The following is a 22,404-nucleotide window of genomic DNA, read 5'->3' as shown; positions in this document are numbered from 1 at the left end:
AGCACATTTTGCGCGTTGAGGTGCGGTTTCGACGATTGGCGGGCCCTTTGGGAGTTACCCCTCAGTAGTTTCTCAGAAGGTGTGTGACCTAGAACACGTTCTAGGTACCTTTGTTGACATGGCAAATATCGGTAAGCGTCGTGCCCAGGTAATCGCCGCGGCGGCAGGTATCAGCATTGTTCTCTTGGGCGGCGGCCACGGCTCGGCCAACGCCGATCCGTCGACCAGCGGTCCCGGATCCTTCGGCGGCGGCGGGGGCCAGTTCGGCGGTGGGGCGAGCCCCGATAGCGGCGGCGGAATGTCGGGCGGTGCCGGTGGGAGCCTGTGGTCGCCACCCGCGCCGCAGGCGCCGATCCAGCAGGCGCCGATCCAGCAAGCGCCAATCCAGCAGGCGCCGGCTCCGGCGGTCCCGGCTCCCGCGCAGCAGGATCCGATAGTCCCGCCGCCCGTCGTTCCGCAGGCGCCAGTGGATCCGCCGGTGTCGTCTGTGCAACCGGACGCGAACCCTCCCCAGAACGTGGCGCCGGTCTATCCGGCACCGGGAACACCGGCGCCCGCGGTGCCGAAGACCAATGTCGTCCCGAGATCCCCGCTGCCGTCGACGGGATTGCCGGGCCAACCCCTCGGCTCGACGAATCCGGCACAGCCGGGTCTCGGACAGGTGCCCGGCACGCCGTCGACGCAGCAGTCGTCGGTGACGCCGCATGTGGGTCAGCCGGGCACGTCCTCGGATCAGTTCTCGACCAATCGTCCGTCGGGGCAATTCGGTGTCGCGCCCGGTGTGGCGACGCCGGTCAACCCGGCGGCCTCGGCATTGAAGCCGATTCCCGCGGCCGACGCCGTGCAACCCTCCACGTTTGCCGAAGCGAAACCGGCGCCCGCCCCGGTGACCGAGTCCGCCCCCGACCACAAGTCACTCGTCGCGTCGTTGCTGACGTTGCCGATTCTCGGCGGTGCCGCCGGCGGCACCGGCAGCATCGGCAACCTCGCCGAACTCTGGGCGGCCAGTCGCGAGACGGGCGCCCGCATCGACACGAAGCGCCCCGATCTCGGCGAGTCGGCCGACGACGGCCTCGAGGGCACCGAGACGAATCTCGTGACGATGGGGACGTTCCTCGCGAACTCCGGTACCGACGTCACCCAGGTCGCCGCGGCCCAGTTCGAGACACCGGTCAACGTCCTCGTGGCCGACGACAACACGATCGTGCCGGTCGAGACGCAGCAGGCGCCGGACGGAACCGTCCAGGCCCGCCTGCTCACCACGCCGCAGTCCGCGAGTCCCACGTTGCTGGGAACGGCGTCGCTGCCCGGCGTGTCCGACATCGTCTACTGGCTCGTGTACAACCCGGTGCACCAGATCGGCCAGCAGATCTGGGTGGTCAGCCCCATCGGCTCGACCGTCGCCGGGGTCATCAACCAGGTAACCGGCGTCTACCTGATCGGCAACGGAGCCGACGGCACGATCGACAACCCCGACGGCGGTCGTGGCGGCCTGCTCTTCGGTGACGGCGGCAAGGGCCTCGACGGCACCGCCTATGGAGTCGCCGGTGGTAAGGGCGGCAACGCCGGCTGGATCGGCGACGGCGGCGCGGGCGGAGACGGCTGGGCCGGCCTCGACGGAGGGGCGGGTGGCAAGGGCGGCACGCTGATGGGCATCGGCGGTGCAGGGGGCGACGGCGGTGCCGCGATCGGTGGAGCGGCCGCCGGAAACGGCGGCGACGGAGGCAAGGGCTTGGGCTGGCTGTTCGCCGTGGGCGGCGACGGCGGCCGCGGCGGCAACGGGCTGAGCGGTGTCAACGGCCAGGACGGCGACTGGAGCCTCGACCTCGGCAACGGCTACGGCAACGGCCAGGACGGCGGCCAAGGAGGCCGCGGCGGCGACGGTGGCAAGGGCGGCAACGCCGTCAACTTCCTGTTCGCCCAGGGCGGCAACGGCGGCGATGCCGGAACAGGTGGCGGTGGCGGTGAAGGCGGTAAGGGTGCTGACGGCGACGCCACCCACGTCGTCGGCGGCACCGGCGGCTATGGCGGCGACGGCGGCGGGGGAACCGCCGGAGCGGGCGGCGTCGGGGGCACCGGCACCGGCTGGTTGTTCGGCCTCTTCGGCAGCAACGGGGCATCGGGCTCCGGCGCGACCGTCGGCGGCGGAGGCAAGGGTGGCGACGGCGGTGCCGGGTATGCGGTGGGCGGCGGTGTCGCCGGAGCCGGCGGCATCGGCGGTGCCGGCGGCCAAGCCGACGCGACCGGTGTCGGACGCGGCGGTGGCGGTGGCGGCGGTGGTGGTGGTGCCGAACTCGGCGCTGGCGTTACCGGCGGTGCCACCGGCGGCCAGGGCGGGGCGGGCGGTGCCGGATCGGCGGCCGAGCGCGGCGGCCAGGGCGGCGCCGGAGGTAGCGCGACGATCATCGAGACCGCTGGCGGCGACGCCTCCGGTACCGCGAAGGGCGGTCAGGGCGGTGCCGGCGGCGACGGTGGTGCGCCGGGTAGCGCCGGCGGCAAGGGCGGCCGGGGCGGCGACGCGGACATCACGGGCGACGGCGGTACCGCGACCGGCGTGGCGACCGGAGGTGCCGGCGGTGATTCCATCGGCACCGGACGCGGTGGTCAGGGCGGCAAGGGCATCGTGACCGGTACGAGTGGCGGTACGGCGTCGGCCAACGACGTCGACCCGATCACCGGAATGACCGGGGCCACCGGTGGTCGCGGCGGCGATGGAGTCGCCGGCGGCCGGGGCGGCGACGGTGGCGTCGGTGACGTGACGACCAACAACGGTTCGGCGAGCGGCTGGGCCAAGGGCGGCGACGGTGGAACCGGAACCGGAGCCGGCAGTACCGGCGGTACGGGCGGCGAGGGCTGGGTGCAGGCCGGTTTGGGCAGCCCCGGTGGCGGCACCGCGGCCGGTGGGGCCCGCGGCGGTGACGGCGGCGATGCGAACAACGGCGGAACCGGTGGCACCGGCAATTGGGGTGGAATCCTGAGCTACGGGGTGGGTTCGTCGGCGACGGGTACGGCCACGGGCGGTAGCGGCGGCGACGCGTCCGCCGCGGGCGCATCCGGCGGCAAGGGCGGCACCGGCTACATCAGCGCTCCCGGTGACGGCGCTATTGCGTCGGGAACCGCGAAGGGTGGCGACGGTGGCGACGGCCTCGGTGGCGACGGCGGTGCCGGCGAGCAGGGGTGGGTGTATGCCTACTCGGGATCGACGGTGCTCGACGGTTCGGCGACCGGCGGTGACGGCGGCGACGGCGGTGTCAACGCGTCTGACGGTTCGAAGGGCGGCAAGGGCGGTACCGGCGGCCAGGCGCTGGTCGGCGCTGACGGCGGGGGTCAGGCGACCGGCACCGGCAAGGGCGGCAAGGGTGGTGACGGCGGCAATGCCGCGGTCGCCCAGCCCGGCGGAAACGGCGGTGATGCGGGCAAGGGTGAGGTTTTTGCCAGCGGCGGCAACGTGGCCGGAACCCAGGCCAGTGGTTCCGCGACCGGTGGTGACGGCGGTGACTCGGTCGGCACCGGCAATGGTGGTGCGGGCGGCAAGGGCTATGTGCTGGGCAAGGACGGCGGCACTGCCGCGGCGACCACGGTGAATCCGGCGACGGGTTTGACCGGTGCGGTTGGTGGCCGTGGTGGTGACGGTATCGCCGGTGGTCAGGGTGGCGCCGGTGGTGAGGGTGACGTGACGGCCACCGGTGGTTCGTCGACCGGCTGGGCGCAGGGCGGTGATGGCGGCCAGGGCACTGGTGTCGGCAGCACCGGTGGTGCCGGCGGTGAAGGGTTTGTCCAGGCGGGATACGTGGATCCGGGCGGAACGTCGACTGGCGGAGCCCGCGGCGGCGACGGCGGTGATGCGTCGAACGGCGGCATCGGCGGCGGTGGCGGTAACGGCGGGGTTCTCTCCGATACGACTGCGTCGGCGACCGGCTCGGCGACCGGCGGTGCCGGTGGTGATGCTTCTGCCGCGGCTGCTCATGGTGGCGGCGGCGGTTTTGGTTTCCTCTATGGTCTCGGTGCCGACGCGCAGGCGTCGGGCACGGCCGCGGGTGGTGACGGCGGTCAGGGTCGCGGCGGCGATGGTGGTGCCGGCGAACAGGGCTGGATCACCGCCGAGGCCGGGTCGACGGTGCTCAACGGTTCGTCGACCGGCGGTGACGGTGGCGACGGCGGTCTGAACGCCTCGGACGGTTCGAAGGGTGGCGCCGGTGGCAAGGGCGGCCAGGCGCTCGTCGGTGCGAATGGCACGGGCCAGGCCACTGGAACGGCCAAGGGCGGCACGGGCGGTGCCGGTGGTGACGCGGCAACCGGTCAGCCCGGTGGCAAGGGCGGCGATGCCGGGAAGGCCGACATCTATGCCAGCGGCGGCAACGTGGCCGGAACCCAAGCCGGCGGTTCCGCGACCGGTGGTGACGGCGGTGACTCAGTCGGCACCGGGAAAGGCGGAACCGGTGGCATGGCCTACGTTCTCGGACAGAACGGCGGTAAGGCTTCGGCCACCGGTGTCGACCCGGTGACCCAGCTGACCGGAGCCATCGGCGGAGCCGGTGGCGCGGGAAGCGCGGGTGGTACCGGCGGCACCGGCGGCTTCGGCCAGGTCGTTTCCAAGGGTGCTGCCAGCACCGCGACCGGCAGCGCCCGAGGCGGCGCGGGTGGCACCGGATCGAACGGCGGGTTGGCGGGAAACGGTGGTTTCGCCGAGGTCTATACCGACGGGGCCAACAGCAAGGCGTCGGGTCACGCGGTCGGCGGACAGGGTGGCGACGCGACCGCGAGTTCTGGAGCAGACGGCGTCACGGCCCGGGACGGTGGCGCGGGTGGAGCCGGCCGAATCATGGCGGGTGGCGAAGGCCGGGCCTACGGCAATTCGAGCGACCCGACGTCGGCAACCAATGCCGGAGCATCGAAGGTCGGGGCTACGGCGAGCGGTACCGGCACCGGTGGCAAGGGCGGCACGGGATCGAGTGGCGGCCGGGGCGGCAGCGGCGCCAACGGCGGCCTCTTCGCGTGGACCGACGGGAGCACGGCGTCGGGTGACGGCCTTGGCGGCAATGGAGGCGCGGGCAGCGGTGCCCAGAGTGTCGGCGGAAACGCCGGTAGCGGCTCGGTCCAAGTCGGCTATACCGACGACTTCGGGACACCTCGCGGCGGCGTCGGCGGAACGGCCAGTGGCACCGCGACCGGCGGCGACGGCGGCGACGCACTGAATGCGGGAAGCAAGGGCGGCGCGGGTGGTGCGGGAACCGTCCTCGTCGGCTCGAACACCAACACGGCGGCCAATCCGGTTCCCAGCGTCGGCGGCAACGCCTCGGGTGAAGCCAAAGGCGGCCGCGGCGGAGATGGAAAGAACGGCGGTACCGGCGGTGCCGGCGCGCTCGGCCAGATCTATGCCGGCGGGAGCAACACCTCTGCGAGCGGGAAGGGATTTGGCGGCGACGGCGGCGTCGGTGACGGCACCACCAAGACCGGTGGCGCGGGCGGCAACGGCGTGGTCTCGACGCATAGGCAGTCGGCTGCGACAAGCGCGGCCGACGGCATCGCGCGCGGCGGCAACGGCGGCCTGAACGGTGGGTCCACCGGCAGAGGCGGCGCCGCGACGGTGAGTGTGACCCAGGCCGGTGGAAAGGTGACCGGTGGCGAGGCGCGCGGCGCCAATGCGGCGGGCGCTCTTGGCGGCGGAGCTGGGCTGGTCCAAGCGGGCGGTGGGACCATCACGAACAGCAAGGCACTCGCCGGGCAGAGTAGCGATACCGCGGTCGGCGGGGCCGCGACCGTCCAGGCCACCGGAGCTGGCTCTACGGTCACCGGCAGCACCGCCAATGGGGGCAACGCGGCCACCGGTACCGATGGCGTCAACGGCGCCGGAGGCGCCGCGACGGTCACGGCTGCGGCGGGCGGAGCCCTCAGCTCCTCGACCGCGACGGGCGGCAATGGCGGGATCGGTCGCGGCGGCGCGGGCGGGAACGGCGGAGCGGCGACGATCCAATCGTCTGGTGCGGGTGTCGCCGTCGATCAGGCGACGTCGACGGCTGGCAACGGCGGCGACGGCGGGCACAACGGTGGTGCGGTCGGCGGCAACGGAGGTACCGGCGGGGCCAGTACCTACGGGCTCACGGCGGGATCGTCGACCGGTGTCACCAATTCCGGCGGCAACGGCGGTCAGGGTGGCGACGGCGGCCAACCGGGCCCGCAGGGCAACGGGAACGGCGGCAAGGGTGGCAACGGCGGTATCGGCGGTAGCCTGACCGGCCACGTCGGTCACGGTGGCAACGGAACGAACGGTGGCAACGGCGGTCCCACCGGCACGCCGGGGACGGCTGGCCAGAACGGGAGCAATGATCAGACCTGATCTCCGGCGGTCGCCGGTGCACCTATGAGAAATAGATTTCCTACACTACAGTAGGAAAAATCTTCACAGACGAAGGAAACTCGTCTACCCTCGATGCCGTGACCACGACATCCCCGTCGCCCAAAATCCGCGCCGCACACCTCGGGCCGGATCGTCGGCGGCCGATGGTGCTGGACACGGCGCTGGAGATGGTCGTCGACGAGGGCATCTCGGCCGTCAGCATCGCCGGCATCGCGGTGCGGATGGGTGTGACACGACCGGTGATCTACGCCTGCTATCCCGACCGTGCATCGCTGCTGAACGCCCTGCTCGACCGAGAGGCGAACACGCTGCTCACCTCGTCGCTCGACGCCTTGCACGCCGCCTCCGGCGACGACCCGGACGCCGCTTTCATCGCCGGCTACCGTGCGCTGCTGGACGCGGTGTCGCAGCAGCCGGCGTCGTGGCGGCTCGTCTTCGACACCAGCCCCGACGCCGAGGTGGCCAGCGTCGTCGCGAACGCCCGCAAGGTCGTCGTCGACGCGTCGACCCGGTGGATCATCCCGGCGCTGAGGCACTGGTGGGGTATCGACGAACTCGAGCAGAAGACCCCGGCGCTCATCGAACTGTTCGTCTCGTCCTGCGAGGCGGCCGTGCGCGTGATGCTCGACCCGACCAACGACCTCACCGTCGACGATCTCGCGCCCCTCTACGGACGCCTGATGTCGGCCGCCTACCGAGCGGCCTGAGGAGTGCGGCGCGGGCGCGCCATGTCGTCGGCGACGAGCATGCCGAGCGACACGAAAGCCGAATAGGTCGACCTCTGGAGTCGATCGAGGTCCACCACGCCGCCCTCGGCCAAATGGTTGTCGTAGGGGATCTCGTGGACGGCACGACACTTGGTCAGGAAATGCCCGGCCAACCGACCCTTGGCGATCTGCTTCGACCCGGGACGCGAATGACTCACCACGAGGATCGCGTTGGAGACCAGATCTTCGTATCCGTGCGCCTGCAGCCAATCGAGGGTGGCATCGGCGCTCCGCGCCCCGTCCAGGGCGGGTGAGGTGACGAGGATGACGGCGTCGGCCAGCGCGAGCACCCCCTTCATCACCGAGTGGCTCAGGCCGGTCCCGCAGTCGGTGAGGATGATGTTGTAGTAGCGACGCAGGACGGTGGTTGCCTCGCGGTACTCCTCGTCGCTGAAGGATTCGGCCATCGCGGGATCCCGCTCGGACGCCAACACCTCGAGCCGCGACCGGGCCTGCGAGGTATGCGCGCGCACGTCGGAGAACCGTTCGATCGAGCGGTCCGCGATGAGGTCGCGCACGGTCGAGTCGGTCTGCTGCGGCACCCGCTGTCCCAGCGTGCCCAGGTCGGGATTGGCGTCGACCGCTATCACCCGGTCGCCGCGCAGGCTGGCGAATGTCGCACCGAGCCCGACGGTGGTGGTCGTCTTGCCGACGCCGCCTTTCAGGGAGAGCATCGCGACCAGGTAGTCGCCCTGAATGGGTTGGTTCAGCCGGTCGAGCTGAGTTTCGGAGAGGATCGGCTGCGCCTGACGTCGCAACCGGCGGAAGGGTCGACCGAGACGGCGATGGTAGAGCGCCTGGAACGGGTCTTCGCCGGAAGAAGTGACGGGTGCCGGCATCGCCTGCCGCGGCTCGGGGTGGGTGACCGGCACGGGGGAATCCGGCTCACGACGGGGTTCGGGCGGCGTGGATTGGGCGACCGCGGGCGCGTCGATCGTCTCCACCACTGTTTCCACCTCGACCGTCTCCACCACCGCTTCCGGTGCCGGTGACACGCGCTTTCGGACCGACGGTTGATACGACGCGGGAGGTGTCGCGAGGTCGACGGCGGAGGCGTCGGCGGGACGTTCCTGCGACACGACCGTAGGTTCGTGGTTCTCGGTCATGGGTCCTCCAGTTCGGGCGCGGAGTGGTCCCGGCCAGGCCGTGTTGACGGCGACCGTATCACTGCGCGACGCCGTGCCGGGGGCGAATTTATACACTCGTGTACAAGTGATTTCGGTGTTCCGCGAGCAATCCTGCTGGGGTGTAGGAATATTGCTCTACGCTGGAAAGATGACCACCACAACGACGCGTCGGACGCGTGCCGCGCACCTCGGCCCGGAGCGCCGTCGGCCGGAGATACTCGACACCGCACTGCGAATCGCCGTCGACGAGGGTCTGGGCTCGGTCAGCATCGCGTCGGTCGCGAAGGCCATGGGCGTGACCAGGCCGGTTGTCTACTCGTGCTTCTCCGACCGTGTCGCGCTCGTGAGCGCGCTGACTGATCGCGAGTCGGCCCATCTGCTCACCGTCGTCCTCGATTCGCTGCATTCGGCGCGGGGCGACGATCCGGAGCAGGTTTTCATCGACGGCTACCGCGCCCTGTTGAGCGCCGTCGACAGCAACGCCGACGCGTGGCGACTCCTCATCGGCGGTAGTCCTGATCCGGAGACCGCCCAGACGATCGCCGACTATCGCAAAGTCGTCGGCGATGCGTCGACGCGCTGGATCGCACCCGCACTCGCGCACTGGTGGGACACGAAAGACCTGGAGCGGAAGAAGCCTGCGCTCATCGAGTTGTTCCTCTCGTCCTGCGAGGCGGCCATGCGAGTCCTCTTCGACCCCGATGCCGATCTCAGCGTCGACGACCTCGCCCAGCTGTACGGCTCCATGATGGCCGCCGCCTATCGGGCTGCGTGACCCCTCGCCGTCGCCGACCACAATTATTCACATATGTAGGAATGGGGTGTAGAATCACCCACATGTTTGATCTCAAGCAATATCGGACCACCGACTACGGGTTCTTCGGCCCCGACTCGGTCTCCTGGAAGCTGTGGACCCACCCGACCGCGGTCATCGGCTTCCAGCGCGCCGTCGTCCTGGAACACTTCGATCCCGCGCTCACCGCCGCCGTCGCCGACATGGGCGGTATCTACGAGGATCCGCAGCAGCGCCTCGACCTGACGCTGGCCTACTTCATCACCGTCGCCACCGCGGACTCGAAGACGGCCATCGAGACCTCCGAGCACCTCATGGGCATCCACGCGAAGGCCACCGGCATCGAACCGATCACCGGCAAGCGCTACTCCGCCAACAACCCCGCGTCGCAGCTGTGGATCCACCTGACCGGCTGGCATTCGGTTCTCAAGTGCTACGAGATGTACGGCCCGGGGCTGAGCGCCGAAGAGGAGCGACGGTACTGGGCCGAGTGCCGCATCGCCGCCGAACTGCAGACCTGCGACCCCGCCGATGTGCCCGCCGACCGCGACGGGGTGCGCGCCTACTTCGAGAGCGTTCGCCCCAGCCTGTGTGTCAGCGACCGCGCCCTGCGCGGCATGCACTACCTGCTGCGGACCGGGGGCAACGCCAACTGGCGCCTGCGGATCGCCAGTCGGCTGACCGCGCCGGCCGCGATCGCGACACTGCCCAAGTGGATGCGTGAGATGGGCGAGTTCGACCAGCCGGGGATCGTCGACACCGGGTGGAAACTGCCGACGCGGATGGCCGTCCGGGCGTCGTCGAATGCCACCGTCGGCTCGCTGGTCATCGCACCGATCTCACCGCTGACGTCGAAGGTTCTCCGCGCACACCGCGACGCCGGGGAGCCGGCCGAACCGGTGGTCCTCACCCCGTCGCAGGGCCGGGACCGGTACGGGAAGCTGAACCGTCGCACGACTTCCCGGCCCGCGTAGCCCGAACCTTGTGGGCAGGCGCGGCCGGGCTCAGTGTGCGTACTGCGAGAGCGCCTTCTGTAGCGCGTCCGTGTCGGGCTTGGTGTGGATCTGCTTGTCCTCGGGCTTGCCCTTGATGTAGATCAGCGTGGGGCAGTCGCGCGACTCGTCGGCCGTCGGGTTGGCGGGGACGGAGATGTCGCCGAGCTTCTTGTCGGTGCGCGCTTCAAACACGTGGCCCTTGAACGTGCCGGTGAAGACGGGCGTGGTGCCTTTGTCGAACTTGCACTCGCCGACCTTCGCGCCCTTCTGGAAATCGGTGAGGCACACGACGACGGAGTAATCCTTGGCGTCGGGATTGCCGGCGTCGGGGTTGCGCAACTGCGTCGGGCTCGACTCGGCGCCCTGGTCATAGAAGACGGCAACCTTGTTCTGCCCGCCCGAAGTGAACTCAGCGGCCGAGGGGAAGAACTTGCGCGGAGTCGCGCAGGCCTTGCGCAGGTCCGAGTCGTACTTGAGGTTCTTCTCCGCCTTCGGCGTCGCGAAGAGCCAGTAGGCGGAGTAGGCCACGCCGACCAGCAGGAGGACGCCGACGGCGGCCATCGCCTTGCGCGCGACCGGGCTCCACGGCACGGGCTGCCCGCCGTTGCGCTTGCGCCGGGAGATCGACGCGATCATCAGGCCGATCGGGACCACCGCGACGATCGCGAGGATGAGACCGGGCAGCACCCCGCCCTGTTTGAAGCAGAGGAATGAGAAGATCCCCGCGACGACTGTCAGCAGGATGAATGGACGGATCACGGTGCCCCCCGAGTCTTGCGCTTACCAACGACAGGGCAAAGGCTAACACCGGGGTCGATCGGTCATCCGACGGCGCGACCCGCAAGGGCTAACCGGAGTCGGGGGATTTGCGCGGGTAGACGAAGTTCGTCGGCCACCAGAACCACCGGCCGCAGACCCGGGCGATCGCCGGCATCACCAGGGAACGGATGATCAGGGTGTCGATCAACAGCCCCAGGGCCACCGTGGTGCCCACCTGGCCGACGTTGCGCGCGTCGCTGGCGATCATCGCCAGCATCGTCAACCCGAAGGTCAGGCCGGCGACGGTCACCACGCGGCCGGTGCCGACCATCGCCCGGATCAGGCCGACCCCGCCGCCGTGGCGGTACTCCTCGCGAAACCTGCTGACCAACAGCATGTTGTAGTCGGCGCCGACGGCGACGAGGAAGGTGAAGGCGATCGGCGCCACCGACCAGTGCAGCGGATTGCCCAGCAAGCCCTGCCAGAGCGCCACCGACAGCCCCATCGCCGCGAGATACGAGAGGGTGACCGTGCCGAGCACCGCACAGGCCGCGACGAAGCTGCGTAGCAGGAGCAGCACGACGCAGAAGACGAAGGCGTATGCGGCGACGACGATGGCGATGAAGTCCTCGTGCGCGAAGGACTCGATGTTGAGAAGCGTGCCGCCCGGGCCGCCGATGCTCACCGTCGAACCGGCCAGTGACGTGCCCTTCACGGCCGCGACCGCCGTCGGGATGACCTCGGCGCTGACGTCCATCGCCTCGCGGCTGAAGCCTTCGACTTCGGGCGTCACCACCATGCGGGTGGCCTTGCCGTCTGGCGAGAAGAAATGCGGCATCCCGGACTGGAACAGCGGGCTCTGCAGTGCCTGGCTGGGCAGGAAGAAGAAGCTGCCCGGCGCACCGGAGGCGTAGGCCTTGGACACCTCGTCGATGAAGGCGGTGATCTCCTCGGTCTGCGGCAGGATCGCGTTGAGCGTTCCCCGCAGCGGCACGATGACCTCCCGGGCCTGCGCGAGGGCCGCCCGCAACACGGGAATCTGGCTGCTCGCCAGCGGCAGTGCTCGGCTGACGCTGTTCGCACCGGTCGCGACGTCGGCGATCGCCGAGCGCAGGGCGGGCAGGTCGTCGAAGGCGGAGAGTCCCGAGCGGGCCGCCCGGCACTGCTCGACGCGGCCGCAGTCGGGGGCCTTCATCATTCGGCGCACCGGTTTCAGTGCCCGCGAAAGGTCGTCGACCTTGCCCAGCGTGGTGCCGCTCGCGTCGCCCAGCCGCGTTGCGGCCTGCGCGAGGGAGGTGGTTCCGGCGCTGCCTTCGGCCAGGGCCGAGGAGAGCCCGTCGACTGCGGAGTCGAGGTTGTCCAGGGCGGTCGAGATCTGGTCAAGATCGTCGATCCGGTGCTTGAGCAGACTGGTCAACTGGGTGAAGCGGTTGCCGATGTAGCCGATCTGGCTGGTCAGCGTCCCCTGCTCGAGTGGGCGCGCCAGCGGGCGCGTCACCCCCTGCACGGCGTTGATGCCCCGAATCGACGCGACGGCGTCGGTCAGCTTGGACAGGGCGATGAGGTCGGCGGGGTTGCGCATGTCGTGGTCGGACTCGACGATCAGGACGCTCGGCGCCATCACGTTGGGGGCGAGGTGGCGGTCGGCCGCGGCGAACCCGAGGTTCGCCGGGGAGTCGGCCGGCTGCGCCCGGCGCTCGTCATAGCTGGGGTGGTAGAAGGCCAGCGGGGCGATCGCCGCGGCGATGACCGCCAGGGCCCCGACGAGGATCGGCACCGGCCAGCGTGCCACGGAGGTGCCGATGCGGTGCCAGCGGCGAGTGGCCGCCGCCTCGGCCCGCGGCTCGGCATATCCGCGACGGCTCAGCTCGGCCAGCACGGCCGGGCCCAGGGTGAGTGCCGCGACCAACGTCACGAGGATCGCGATCGTGCACGGCAGCCCGGCCGTGCTGAACATGGACAGCCGCGTCGCGGTGAGGCAGGCCATCGCTCCGGCGACGGTGAGCGCCGAGGCGATGATGATGTGCTGGACCCCGGCGAGCGCGGCGTAATACGAGTCCTCGCGCCCCAACCCGTTTCGCCGGTTCTCCTGATAGCGCCCGAGGAGGAAAACGCCGTAGTTGGTGCCCGCACCCAGGACCACCACGGCGGAGAGTGCGACGGCGAAGACCGATACGTTGAGCAGATCGTGCTCGGCCAGCAGCGCGATCGTCGCGCGGGCGACGGCGAGCCCGGCGCCGACGGTCAACAGCGGGACGGCCGCGGTGATCAGCGAGCGGTAGACGAACAACAGGACGATGGTGACCAGCAGGCCGCTGAGCGCGACCAACAGGAGCATCGAGTTCGCGATCGCGACCATCTCGTCGTTGACCACCGCGGACGGCCCGGTGAGGTGGACCGTGACACCGGCCGGGGGAGGGTTCTCGGCGATGATCGTGCGGGCCACCTCGGTCGATTTCATCGCCAGGGCGGTGCCCATGTTGCCCGTCAGGTTGACCAGCGCGTAGGCGACTTTGCCGTCGGCGCTCTCGGCGGCCGGGGCCAGGTCTGGGTCGGACCACAAGTCCATCGCCGAGCCGACGTGCTCGGTGTCGGCGGTCAACTTGTCCAGCAGTGCCCGGTAGTAGACGTGGGCCTGTTGGTCGAGTCGGTGATCACCCTCGAGCAGCACGTAGACGAAGTTGTTGCTCCCGCCGCCGCCGAAGTAGTGGCCCATCTTGGTCAATGCCTGGACCGACGACGCCTGGTCCGGCAGGAAGGATTGCGCCTTGTGCATCACCACCGACTCCAGCTGTGGCACCGCGATGTTGAGTACGGCGACCAGCAGCAGCCAGCAGCCGAGGACGGGGACCGAGAACCGGTAGAGCAGTCGTGCCAACCGAGGTCGTTTGCCGGCGGTGGTCGTCGAGGGGGTCATCGATTCGAGTCCTATGCGGTGGGAACGGCGCAGTTGACGACGGGCTGGGAGCGATTCGCGCGGTCGACCGCGCGCTGGGTCCCGTTGACGCGGACGACGCAGGTGGCCGCGCCGTCGCCGTGGACCTGGGCGAGGACGCCCGCGGCGGTGGTGAAGTCCTGGGTGGTCAGGGTGGTGTGCCACGGGAGGGCGACCTGGGTGTCGGTGACGCCGCCACCGGGGATCAGGTAGGAGATCGTCGCCTGCGCCCCCGCGGGACCGGTGACCAGGTACTGCACTTCTTTGGTTCGGGGCACGCCGACGCCGACGGCCGCCGGAGCGTGTCCCATCGCACGGTCGGGGATCGTGCTGAGCCGTAGGTTGGCGACATACAGCGCCGAGGCGGCGAGGACGGCGACCACGACGAGGCCCAGCCATCGGCTCGACTGGTGCGCGCCGCGTGACGACGCCAGCGGGATCGGCAAGCGGACCACCTCCTAGGTACAATTTTTGTATCTATGACAATGATCATTGTCAAGATTCCGTAGGGTTGGCTCGCCCTCAGTCCGTACCGGACTATGGCGTGCGTCACACCCGCTCGGGGGCTCGCGATCCGAGGGTGTTCCGCCGCTGCGATACGATCACCACATGTCAGAGCCCACGCCGCTGCCTGGGCGGCCCGTTCGCGGTTCGGAGACCGGGCGGCCCCTGATGGCCGCCTTCGACCTGCTCGGCCGGCGGTGGATGCTGCTGATCCTGTGGGAGATGCGCTACGGCTCAGTTCGGTTTTCGCAGCTGCGCGAACGGATACCGGCCGCCTCGCCGTCGACGATCTCCCAGCGGCTCGACGACCTACTGGAGGCGCGGATCATCTCCCGCAGCCGGTCGGGCTACCGGCTTACCAAGCAGGGCGCCGCGCTGTTGCTCGCGCTCGGCCCGCTGGAACTCTGGGCGCAGTCGTGGGGCGCGCGGGTGGTCGACGCCGACCGGGACGCGTGAGGGCGGCCTCAGCGCCAGGGGATGGTCATCTGCATGCCGTACCAGAGCAGGTCGCGCGGGACGTCGAACCAGTTCATGAAGCCCAACACCACGTCGAAGAACGCGTAGTTCAGCTTCGGGATGAACAGCAGCGCGAAGACGATCAGGAACCCGTAGGGCGCGATTTTCGCCATCGAGGCCTGGGTCTCCCGTGACAGATAGGGCTGGATCGCCCCGTAGCCGTCGAATCCGGGCACCGGCAAGATGTTGAGGAAAGCGGCGGTGATCTGCAGGAAGCCGAGCATGACCACGGCCGCCTTGAGGTTGAGCCAGTCGTCGCCGACGAGCGGTGCGACGAGCAGCAACACGATGCCCAGCACGAAGTTCGTCGCCGGTCCGGCCACCGAGACGAGGGTGCGCTGCCGCTTGCTGAAGCCCGACTCGTTCAGGTACACCGCGCCGCCCGGGAATCCGATGCCGCCCAGCAGGATGATCACCAGCGGCAGCCCGATCGAGAGTCCCGGGTGCGCGTACTTCACCGGGTTCAGCGTGAGATAGCCGCGGGTCTCCGCGGTGTGGTCGCCGAAGCGAAACGCGGTGAACGCGTGGGCGAACTCGTGCAGCGAGAGCGAGATGATCCAACCCGACAGCACGAACAGCAGCGCGCCGACGGTCCGCAGCGGGCCGATGTCGTCGTCGCCGCTCTGCACCAGCATCACCGCGCCGACGACGGCGCCCAGGACGAGACATCCGAAGGCCGCGCCCGGGCGCACGGAAGACCACGGATTGGCGGGGGCGGGTCGGGTCATGACGGCAGCGGTCCCAGCGAGATGGTGGCGGCCACGGTCTTCTCCTCGCCCAGCAACAGCCACAGGGTGAGGCGGTCGTCCTCCCGCAGCCGTCGGACGGTGATCCGCGAGCCGGGGACGACGGGCCGCAGGTACTCGATGACCATGCGGTGCGGGCCGTCGATGAGTTCGGGGTGCGCGAGTACCTCGTCCTCCAGCACGGCCAGGTAGGCGGCATTGTTGAGATGCTTGAACGGGTCGTAGTCGACGGCGCGCAGTACGTGCTCGCGGTCGGGTTCGCTGCCCTGCTCCGGTGCCTTCTCCGGGTTCATCGCCTTCCAGCGCAGTCGGTGCTCGTCGGTCATCGAGCTCAGCATCTCGAAGGCCTCGTCGGTCAGCCTCGTCGGGAAGCCCTGGTCGTTGACGAGGATCCAGAACGCTTCGGTCTCGATCAGCCCGTCCTCGCGCGGCTCCGGGTTGAACAGGTTCGTCTCGTGCGCCGCCGTCAGCCGCACCCGCATGTTGGTCCACCGCGTCGAGAGCGCGCCGCACCACCGCTGTGCGGTGACCGTCGCCGGCCAGGAGAACGGCCGGATCACGTCGACGACGGTCCGGCGCACGATCCAGAACGGATCCGAACGCCAGAAGTCCGTCGCCTCGATATTGTCGTTGGCGACGTCCTGCAGGTAGCGCGCCACCGAATCGAGGCGGACGCGCATGTCCTGGTCCACGTCGCCGGTGCGCACGCGGTAGGCGGCCTCGAAGAATCGGGCACCCGCTTTGCGGTCGGACAGGGGCTTGGGTCCCTCGGCTGCGGCGGTCACGATCTCCCTTGTGGATAGGCGTTGATCTGTGCGCTAGAGTTCGATGTGAACTAGAACACGTTCTACCTGACGATCCGCGAGGTATCACCAGATGGCGCACGTTATCACTCGGCCGTGCTGCAACGATGGCAGCTGCGTCAGTGTCTGCCCTGTCAACTGTATCCACCCGACGCCCGACGAGCCGGAGTTCCTGACCGCCGAGCAGCTCTACATCGATCCCGAGACCTGCATCGATTGTGGCGCCTGCATCGACGAATGCCCCGTCGAGGCCATCTACCCCGACGACCAGCTGTCCGAAAAAGACGAGCCCTACCTGCAGATCAACGCCGATTACTACAAGGACCACGACGTCGACGGGGGGCTGGTGCCGCCCAAGAAGACGCCCCCGATGCCGGATAAAGCGCTGCACGTCGCGATCGTCGGCGCCGGACCCGCCGCGCTGTACGCCGCCGAGGTCCTGGTCCGCAAGAACACCGTCACCGTCGACGTCTACGACCGCCTGCCCACACCGCACGGCCTGGTCCGCTTCGGCGTCGCACCCGACCACGCCGCGACCAAGCTCGTCGAGCGCGGCTACCTGAGCACGGCCAACAAGAAGAACTTCAACTACTTCCTCAACGTGAAGGTCGGCGAGCACATCACCCACGACGAGTTGGCGCAGCGCTACCACGCCGTCGTCTACGCGGTGGGCGCCGCCACCGACAAGAAGCTGGGCATCCCCGGCGAGGACCTGCCCGGCTCGATCTCGGCCACCGAGTTCGTCGCCTGGTACAACGGCCACCCCGACTACACGCACCTCGATTTCGACCTCTCCGGCGAGCGCGCCGTCGTCGTCGGAAACGGCAACGTCGCGCTCGACGTAGCGCGGATCCTCGTGACGGACCCCGAGGCCCTCGCCAAGACCGACATCGCCGAATACGCGCTGGAGCGGCTGCGGGCGTCGAATATCCGCGAGGTCGTGGTGCTGGGCCGCCGCGGCATCGGCCAGGCCGCCTACACCAACAGCGAATTCCTCGCCCTCGGCGACATCGAGGGGGTCGACGTGGTGATCGACCCCGACGAGTTGACCCTCGACCCGGCGTCGCAGGAGGCGTTCGACAACGACGAGTTGGACTCGACGATCGGGACGAAACTGCGCCTGGCGCAAGAGTTCTCGGAGCGCCCGACGACCGATGGCAACCGTCGCATCGTCTTCCGCTTCCTCTCCTCGCCGGTCTCGTTGACCGGTGACGGCAAGGTGACCTCGATGGTGGTCGGGAAGAACGCATTCGACGACGGCACCGAGCGGGTGGCGGTCAGCCCCACCGGGGAGACCGACACGCTCGAGACCGGTCTGGTGCTGCGGTCCATCGGCTACCAGGGACACGCCGAGGCAGTGCCCGGACTGCCGTTCGACGATGCGCGCGGGGTCGTCCCCAACGACGGGGGACGCGTTCTCGACGGCGACGCACCGCTCACCGGCGTCTACGTGACGGGCTGGATCAAGCGCGGCGCCACCGGCGGCATCGGACGCAACCGCCTGTGCGGGGAGGAGACGGCCGAGGCCGTGATCGCCGACTTCGTCGACGAGAAGCTGACCGACCCGACCATCGCGCGCGAGGACGTGGCCGCCCTCGTCGCCGAACGGGGCGCACACCTCGTCGACCTGGCCGGGTGGAAGCAGATCGACGCCGCGGAGCGGGCCGCCGGACGCGAGGCGGGCCGCCCGCGGATCAAGCTGACCGACGTCTCCGCGCTCGAAGCCGCAGCGGAAGCGGCGGAGTAGCGCAGTGGGAGACACATCCGATCGCTTGCGCATCGCCCTGCTCTCGTACCGCAGCAAGCCGCATTGCGGGGGCCAGGGCGTCTACGTCCGGCATCTCTCGCGCGAACTCGCGCTACTCGGTCACGACGTCGAGGTCTTCTCCGGCCAGCCCTACCCGGAGTTCGACCAGGCCGCCCTCGACGCCGGGGTCCGCCTGACCAAGGTGCCCAGCCTCGACCTCTACGGCGAGCCGGAGCCGTTCCGCAACCCGAAGCGCAGCGAATACCGCGACTGGATCGACGTCGTCGAGGTCGCCCAGATGTGGACCGCCGCCTTCGGCGAGCCGCTGACGTTCAGCCTGCGCGTCGCCCGCCTGCTGGAGCAGCGCCGCGACGATTTCGACGTCGTCCACGACAACCAGTGCCTCGGCTACGGTCTGTTGCGGCTGCCGAAGATGGGCTTCCCGCTCGTCGCGACGATCCACCACCCGATCACCCGCGACCGCGCGCTGGCCGTCAAAGCCGCCAAGGGGTGGCGCAAGATCACGGCGGCCCGTTGGCACTCCTTCCTGGCCATGCAGGGGCGCGTCGCGCGCCGAATCCCGGTGCTGCTCACCGTTTCCCGCAGCAGCGAGGTCGACACCCGCAAGGCCTTCGACATCCCCGAGGGGCGCCTGGCCACCATCCCGCTCGGCGTCGACACGGAGCTGTTCACGCCGTTGCCGACCGCACAGCGCGTCCCCGGCCGCGTGGTGTGCATCGCCAGCGCCGACGCGCCGCTCAAGGGCGTCTCCTACCTGCTGGAGGCCATCGCGAAGGTCGCCGCCGAACGCCCCGTCGAACTCACCCTCGTCTCCAAACTCGACCCGACCGGCCCCTCGGCGCGGCTCATCGACGCCTTGTCGATCCGCGAGCACGTCCGCGTCGTCAACGGGATCGACGACGAGGAGCTGGCCGCGTTGCTCGCCTCGGCGGAGGTCGCCGTCGTCCCGTCGCTGTACGAGGGGTTCTCGCTGCCGGCCGTCGAGGCGATGAGCTGCGGGACCCCGCTGATCGCGACGCGGGCCGGGGCGATCCCGGAGGTCGTCGGCGAGGGGAGCGGCGCCGGCGCCGTCCTCGTGCCGTCGCAGGATTCGGGTGCGATCGCCCAAGAACTATTGCGCCTGCTCGACGACGAGCGGGCCCGCACCGAACTCGGGGCCGCGGCCCGCCGACGCGCCGTCGAGAACTACAGCTGGGCCGCCGTCGCGGCGAAGACCGTCGCGCAATACCGGCGCGCCATCGAAGGGAGCGAATGATGCTGACCGTGGATTTCGACCGGCTCGACGTCGGACCGGAGACGAGTGCCATCGACATCGGCGCCGGCCAGGGCCGCCATTCCTTCGAGATGTTCCGACGCGGAGCCGACGTCATCGCCTTCGACCAATCCGAGTCCGACATGGCCGACGTCGGCGCGATGTTCGACGCCATGATGGCCGAGAAGCAGGTCCCGGCGTCGGCGAAGGCCCGCGCCGAGGTCGGCGACGCGCTGCGCCTGCCATATGCCGACGACTCCTTCGACGTCGTGCTGATGTCGGAGATCCTCGAGCACGTGCCGGCCGACGAGGCGGCGATCGCCGAGATGGTCCGCATCCTCAAGCCCGGCGGCAAAGCGGCCGTGACGGTGCCGCGGTATTGGCCGGAGAAGGTGTGCTGGGCACTGTCGGACGAATACCACGAGGTCGAGGGCGGGCACGTTCGCATCTACAAGGCCTCGGAGCTGGCGTCGAAGCTCGAGGAGGCCGGGCTCAGGGTCACCGGCACCGGCCACGCGCATGCGCTGCACGCGCCGTTCTGGTGGCTCAAATGCGCGGTCGGCGTCGACAACGAGGGCAACCCGCTGGTCCGCGGTTATCACCAGATGCTGGTGTGGGACATGATGAAAGCGCCGGCGCTCACCCGGACCGCGGAGAAGCTGCTCAACCCGGTGATCGGCAAATCGGTGGTCCTGTACCTGGAAAAGCCGTTGTAACCGTGGGTTTCGACATTCCGGAGGTGCCCGGCGTCCTGACCGCGGATCAGGTCGCGGCGACGGGTGCCGCGATCGCGGCCATGCAGGAGCCCTCGGGTGCGCTGCCGTGGTTCCCGGGCGGCAAGACCGATCCGTGGGATCACGTCGAGTCGGCGATGGCGCTCTCGGTGACCGGCTTCCACGAGGAGGCGCTGGCCGCCTACCGGTGGTCGGCGCGCGAGCAGCGGGTCGACGGGTCCTGGGGGATCGAGTACCGCGGCGGACGGGTCGTCGACCCCAATATCGACAGCAACTTCTGCGCCTACCTCGCCGTCGGGGTGTGGCACCACTTCTGTGTAAGCGGGTCGACGGACTTCCTCGTCGAGATGTGGCCGACGGTGCGCGCCGCCGTCGACCTCGTCTGCCGGTTCCAGCGCGCCGACGGCGCCTTCCGCTGGGCCGCCGACGGGCAGAGTCTGGAGATGTTCGACGAGGCGCTGATCACCGGCAACGCCAGCATCCTGCAATCGTTGGACTGCGCGGTGCGGATCACCCGGGAGATGGACGACGACGAGGCGCGGGCGCGCTGGTCGGCGGCTCAGGCCCGGTTGGCCGACGCCTTCGGGGTGGCCTTCGGCTCGGGCGCCGGGGTGACGCCCGGGGTGTTCGTCGAACCGTCGTCGCATTCGATGGACTGGTACTACCCGGTGCTGGGCGGAGCCGTGCGCGACGATCGCGCGCACGAGCTGATCGACTCGCGGTGGGATGAGTTCGTCGTCGCGGGCAAGGGGATCCGCTGCATCGACCACCGGCCGTGGGTCACCGGCGCGGAGACCAGCGAGTTGGCCTTGGCGCTGGAGGCGATCGGCCGTGTCGACGCGGCCACCGTCCTGCTCGACGACATCGGGCACCTGCGCGACCCGGACGGCTCCTACTGGACCGGCCTCGTCTACGCCGACGGGAAGCGCTGGCCGGTGGAGAAGAGCTGCTGGACCTCGGCCGCCGTCGTCCTGGCCGCCGACGCACTATCCCGCTGCTCGGGTGGTAACGGCATCTTCCGCGACGTGCGACTGCCCACGGAAGTCGGCGTCGCGCCCTGACCCGTCGCGAGTGGGCACCCCAACCCCGTCGCGCTGGTCGAGTGGATCCGAGCCCCCTGGGGCGAGGAACCGTATCGAGACCGTGGGCACCCCAACCCCGCCGACTGGGCACCCCAACCCCGCCGAGTGGGCACCTCAAGTACGCCGAGTGGGCACCCCAACCCCGCCGAGTGGGCACCTCTCCCAACTAGAACGTGTTACAGTTTACAGAACTAGACACCTGTCCAGGAGGCGTCCGATGGAGTTCGGAATCGTACAGTTCACCAGCGACCGCGGGTTACCGCCGCAGGTGTTGGCACCACTGATCGAGCAGGCCGGCTTCGCGTCGTACTTCGTGCCGGAACACGGTCATATCCCGACGCGACGCGATGCCGCCCATCCGGGAACGGGAACATCGGAGCTCCCCGACGACCGCTACATGCGCACCCTCGACCCGTGGACCACACTCGCCGCGGCCGCCGCGGTGACCGAGCGCATCCGCCTCGCGACCGCCGTCGCACTGCCCGTGCAATCGGACCCGATCACGCTGGCCAAGACGATCGCCACCGTCGATCACATCTCCGGCGGACGCGTGACCCTCGGCGTCGGGTTCGGGTGGAACCTCGACGAGATGGCCGACCACAACGTCCCGCCCAAGCGCCGTCGCACCATGCTGCGCGAATACCTCGAGGCGATGCGCGCACTGTGGACGCAGGAGGAGGCCGAGTTCGACGGGGAGTTCGTGCGGTTCGGCCCCAGCTGGGCTTGGCCGAAGTCGACGCAGAGTCACATCCCCGTGCTGGTGGGCGCCGCGGGCAACGAGAAGAACTTCAAGTGGATCGCCCGCAGCGCCGACGGCTGGATCACGACGCCGGGTGAGGCCGACATCGAGGGCTCGGTCGGGCTGCTCAAACAGATCTGGCACGACGCCGGTCGCGACGGCGAGCCGCAGATCGTCGTCCTCGACTTCAAGCCGGTGCCGGAGAAGCTGGAGAAGTGGCGCGAACTCGGCGTCACGACAGTCCTGTACGGGTTGCCCGACGACACCGTCGAGCGCGCTTCCGGGTACCTCGCCAAGCTCGCCGGCAAGCTCGGCTTGGCGCCGGTCTCGGCGTAGCCGTCTGCGGCTAGCGTGGTCTCGATACGAATCCTCGGCTAGCGCCTCGAATTCACTCGACCAGCGTTCTGTGACGCTGTCCCGGCGTAACTGCTTGCGATTGGCGTGGTCTCGATACGAATCCTCGGCTAGCGCCTCGAATTCACTCGACCAGCGTTCTGTGACGCTGTCCCGGCGTAACTGCTTGCGA

General features: G+C 69.6%; 16 protein-coding genes. 10 read left to right on the top strand and 6 right to left on the bottom strand.

Going from position 1 to position 22,404, the window contains the following annotated elements; translation table 11 throughout:
• Positions 1-118 precede the first annotated feature (118 nt).
• The gene (locus tag HUN08_RS14720; RefSeq protein WP_165353403.1) at positions 119-6,337 is read left to right on the top strand and encodes a PE family protein; all 6,219 of its coding nucleotides are present in this window, start codon (positions 119-121) and stop codon (positions 6,335-6,337) included.
• A gap of 98 nt (positions 6,338-6,435) precedes the next feature.
• Entirely contained in the window at positions 6,436-7,065 is a 630-nt protein-coding gene (locus tag HUN08_RS14715; RefSeq protein WP_301546747.1) for a TetR/AcrR family transcriptional regulator, read from the top strand.
• Here the strand turns inward: HUN08_RS14715 and HUN08_RS14710 are convergent.
• Complete coding sequence (locus tag HUN08_RS14710; RefSeq protein ID WP_124248508.1) at positions 7,050-8,231, bottom strand: MinD/ParA family protein; 1,182 nt, start codon at positions 8,229-8,231, stop codon at positions 7,050-7,052. The genes HUN08_RS14715 and HUN08_RS14710 overlap by 16 nt on opposite strands.
• A 169-nt stretch (positions 8,232-8,400) precedes the next feature.
• On the opposite strand from HUN08_RS14710, the gene HUN08_RS14705 reads away from it, so the two are divergent.
• Both HUN08_RS14705 and HUN08_RS14700 read left to right on the top strand, forming a co-directional pair.
• Positions 8,401-9,027 (top strand): TetR/AcrR family transcriptional regulator, encoded by a 627-nt coding sequence (locus tag HUN08_RS14705; protein ID WP_124248509.1) that lies wholly within the window; start codon positions 8,401-8,403, stop codon positions 9,025-9,027.
• Between the two features lie 62 nt (positions 9,028-9,089).
• Positions 9,090-10,019, top strand: a complete 930-nt coding sequence (locus tag HUN08_RS14700; RefSeq protein WP_124248510.1) for an oxygenase MpaB family protein — start codon at positions 9,090-9,092, stop codon at positions 10,017-10,019.
• A gap of 30 nt (positions 10,020-10,049) precedes the next feature.
• Here HUN08_RS14700 and HUN08_RS14695 read toward each other — a convergent pair whose 3' ends face one another.
• The 3 genes from HUN08_RS14695 to HUN08_RS14685 form a co-directional block, all read right to left on the bottom strand.
• On the bottom strand, positions 10,050-10,799 hold the full coding sequence (locus tag HUN08_RS14695) for a hypothetical protein (RefSeq protein WP_124248511.1): 750 nt from the start codon (positions 10,797-10,799) through the stop codon (positions 10,050-10,052).
• Positions 10,800-10,887: 88 nt separating this feature from the next.
• Positions 10,888-13,716, bottom strand: a complete 2,829-nt coding sequence (locus HUN08_RS14690) for an RND family transporter (RefSeq protein WP_124248512.1) — start codon at positions 13,714-13,716, stop codon at positions 10,888-10,890.
• A gap of 11 nt (positions 13,717-13,727) precedes the next feature.
• Positions 13,728-14,180 carry an MmpS family transport accessory protein gene (locus tag HUN08_RS14685; RefSeq protein ID WP_301546746.1) on the bottom strand — a complete coding sequence of 151 codons (453 nt, stop codon included), beginning with the start codon at positions 14,178-14,180 and terminating at the stop codon, positions 13,728-13,730.
• Between the two features lie 163 nt (positions 14,181-14,343).
• Here HUN08_RS14685 and HUN08_RS14680 point away from each other — a divergent pair, with 163 nt between their 5' ends.
• Positions 14,344-14,694 carry a helix-turn-helix domain-containing protein gene (locus tag HUN08_RS14680; protein ID WP_124248513.1) on the top strand — a complete coding sequence of 117 codons (351 nt, stop codon included), beginning with the start codon at positions 14,344-14,346 and terminating at the stop codon, positions 14,692-14,694.
• Positions 14,695-14,702: 8 nt separating this feature from the next.
• Here HUN08_RS14680 and HUN08_RS14675 read toward each other — a convergent pair whose 3' ends face one another.
• Entirely contained in the window at positions 14,703-15,482 is a 780-nt protein-coding gene (locus HUN08_RS14675; protein WP_124248514.1) for a site-2 protease family protein, read from the bottom strand.
• Positions 15,479-16,285, bottom strand: coding sequence for an acyl-[acyl-carrier-protein] thioesterase (locus tag HUN08_RS14670; RefSeq protein WP_174900938.1), 807 nt, complete (start codon positions 16,283-16,285; stop codon positions 15,479-15,481). The genes HUN08_RS14675 and HUN08_RS14670 overlap by 4 nt, the downstream gene beginning before the upstream one ends.
• Before the next feature lie 91 nt (positions 16,286-16,376).
• Between HUN08_RS14670 and HUN08_RS14665 the strand changes: the two genes are divergently transcribed.
• From HUN08_RS14665 to HUN08_RS14645, 5 genes are all read left to right on the top strand, one after another.
• Positions 16,377-18,050: an FAD-dependent oxidoreductase gene (locus HUN08_RS14665; protein WP_124248516.1), complete on the top strand. Its 1,674-nt coding sequence runs from the start codon at positions 16,377-16,379 to the stop codon at positions 18,048-18,050.
• Between the two features lie 25 nt (positions 18,051-18,075).
• On the top strand, positions 18,076-19,326 hold the full coding sequence (locus HUN08_RS14660; protein ID WP_124248570.1) for a glycosyltransferase family 4 protein: 1,251 nt from the start codon (positions 18,076-18,078) through the stop codon (positions 19,324-19,326).
• The gene (locus HUN08_RS14655) at positions 19,326-20,039 is read left to right on the top strand and encodes a class I SAM-dependent methyltransferase (protein WP_124248571.1); all 714 of its coding nucleotides are present in this window, start codon (positions 19,326-19,328) and stop codon (positions 20,037-20,039) included. Before HUN08_RS14660 ends, HUN08_RS14655 begins: the two co-directional genes overlap by 1 nt.
• 2 nt (positions 20,040-20,041) lie before the next feature.
• A complete protein-coding gene (locus tag HUN08_RS14650) occupies positions 20,042-21,118 on the top strand; it encodes a prenyltransferase (protein WP_124248517.1) in 1,077 nt (358 codons plus the stop codon).
• A gap of 238 nt (positions 21,119-21,356) precedes the next feature.
• Positions 21,357-22,214, top strand: a complete 858-nt coding sequence (locus tag HUN08_RS14645; protein ID WP_124248518.1) for an LLM class F420-dependent oxidoreductase — start codon at positions 21,357-21,359, stop codon at positions 22,212-22,214.
• The last annotated feature ends 190 nt before the right edge of the window (positions 22,215-22,404 follow it).

The organism is Gordonia sp. X0973, assembly GCF_013348785.1.
Lineage (GTDB): Bacteria > Actinomycetota > Actinomycetes > Mycobacteriales > Mycobacteriaceae > Gordonia.
Note: the sequence above shows the minus strand (reverse complement) of the source record. Positions and strands in the feature narration are given on the sequence as shown.

Excerpts from the sequence above, each read along its gene's own strand:
- HUN08_RS14720 (WP_165353403.1), top strand. The coding sequence starts at position 119 with ATGGCAAATATCGGTAAGCGTCGTGCCCAGGTAATCGCCGCGGCGGCA.
- HUN08_RS14710 (WP_124248508.1), bottom strand. The coding sequence starts at position 8,231 with ATGACCGAGAACCACGAACCTACGGTCGTGTCGCAGGAACGTCCCGCC.
- HUN08_RS14705 (WP_124248509.1), top strand. The coding sequence starts at position 8,401 with ATGACCACCACAACGACGCGTCGGACGCGTGCCGCGCACCTCGGCCCG.
- HUN08_RS14700 (WP_124248510.1), top strand. The coding sequence starts at position 9,090 with ATGTTTGATCTCAAGCAATATCGGACCACCGACTACGGGTTCTTCGGC.
- HUN08_RS14690 (WP_124248512.1), bottom strand. The coding sequence starts at position 13,716 with ATGACCCCCTCGACGACCACCGCCGGCAAACGACCTCGGTTGGCACGA.
- HUN08_RS14680 (WP_124248513.1), top strand. The coding sequence starts at position 14,344 with ATGTCAGAGCCCACGCCGCTGCCTGGGCGGCCCGTTCGCGGTTCGGAG.
- HUN08_RS14675 (WP_124248514.1), bottom strand. The coding sequence starts at position 15,482 with ATGACCCGACCCGCCCCCGCCAATCCGTGGTCTTCCGTGCGCCCGGGC.
- HUN08_RS14665 (WP_124248516.1), top strand. The coding sequence starts at position 16,377 with ATGGCGCACGTTATCACTCGGCCGTGCTGCAACGATGGCAGCTGCGTC.
- HUN08_RS14655 (WP_124248571.1), top strand. The coding sequence starts at position 19,326 with ATGCTGACCGTGGATTTCGACCGGCTCGACGTCGGACCGGAGACGAGT.
- HUN08_RS14645 (WP_124248518.1), top strand. The coding sequence starts at position 21,357 with ATGGAGTTCGGAATCGTACAGTTCACCAGCGACCGCGGGTTACCGCCG.